Below are 1,507 nucleotides of genomic sequence, written 5' to 3' on the forward strand. Positions count from 1 at the left end.
ATGTATTGATCAAGGATACCTCAGTGGAGACATTGGCTTTTAGTGATTATTATCCATTTGGTATGCCAATGCCCAACAGGGTGAGTGGTGCAAATGGGTATCGTTATGCATTCCAAGGCCAGGAGAAGGATCCTGAAACAGGAAAAGAAGCTTTTGAAGCAAGGTTATGGGATGGACGTATTGGACGTTGGTTAACATATGATCCAGCAGGTGCAGGTTTTAGTCCATATGTTGGAATGTCTAATAACCCTATTAACACTATCGATCCTGATGGGAGATGCCCTTGTGATGTTTGTCCAGAGAATTGTGGAGATTATGCTGGAGATCCAAACCAATGGTATGAAGATGGAATTTTAGATGAAGTCGTAATTGTTGCGCCAAGATATACTGAAAACATAAGCGAATTTGATTACGGAGCAAAGAATGGTCATGCATATGCCCATGTTCTAAAAGGAAATATTGAATATGATTCTAAATATTTAGGAGCCTCAACAAATTTTTCTTTTTTATCTGCTGATGCTAAATTTAATTTGAATGGAAGATTTGCTTTAGATGCAACAGCTGAAGCATCATTTTTTAAAGAAGATGTATCTTTAAGATTAGGTACAGATGACTTTAATGTCAACGGTAAAGGTGAATTCGAATTTTTATCAGCTAATGCTGAACTATCTGGTGGAGTTTTAACAGGTAATGATGGAAGGTATGGTTTGGCAGCAAAAGCAGAAGCTGGAGCATATACTGTAAAAGCAGATGTAACAGGAGGTTTTACTTTATTTGGAGTAGAAGTTGACTGGACGGTAGGTGTATCTGGGTTATCCGCCCACGCTGGAGTTCATGGAGGAATTTATTACGATGAAACTACAGGAAAATTAGTAATCAAAGAGGTAGCTCATTTAGGTTTAGGAGTTGGAGCAAAAGAGGGTATTAATATAGCTATACCAGTTAGATGGCTTTGGGATTAAGGTTTTAATAATAACTGATTTATGTTAATTATAAATGCATTGTTTTTTTTAGCGCTGAATTTTTATTTATATCTTAAGTGTTCTAGTGCTAAGAGTTTTAAAAATCAATTATATGTGATATTATTTTTTTCACTATTAATTGTTTTATTAAGTTTTGTATATGAATATATATACATAGAAGACATTTTTTTGAATAAGAAAGGTTTTATGATTTTATTATTATTTAGCCTTTCTCCCCTAATTATGAATTTAATCCATAAGAGAAATATTAGTCGTTTAGATGATAGGCTTAAAACTAATATTCTGAATAAATCATCAAAAGCAACTTATTTATTTGTGCTTTATACTTTAGTAAGTATAGCACAACTAGTCATTTTATTTACAGACAATAAGCTTGTGAATGGATAAAGAATTCGAATGAGAACAGATTTGCACTAAAGCGCATAAACAGTTAGTCATTATGGTACAACACAGTAAGATACGATTAGTTTTAATTTTGGTATTCCAGTTATTGGTTTTGAATTTATGGTCACAAAACTGTTGGG

General features: G+C 33.2%; 1 protein-coding gene. It reads left to right on the forward strand.

Translation table 11 applies throughout. The annotated features are described in order from the left end of the window. The coding region (locus KWG70_RS17640; RefSeq protein ID WP_230937362.1) for an RHS repeat-associated core domain-containing protein at positions 1-962 on the forward strand (962 nt) is incomplete at its 5' end. Positions 963-1,507: the final 545 nt, after the last annotated feature.

The organism is Psychroserpens luteolus, assembly GCF_021032705.1.
In the GTDB taxonomy this organism is placed as follows: Bacteria; Bacteroidota; Bacteroidia; order Flavobacteriales; family Flavobacteriaceae; genus Psychroserpens; species Psychroserpens luteolus.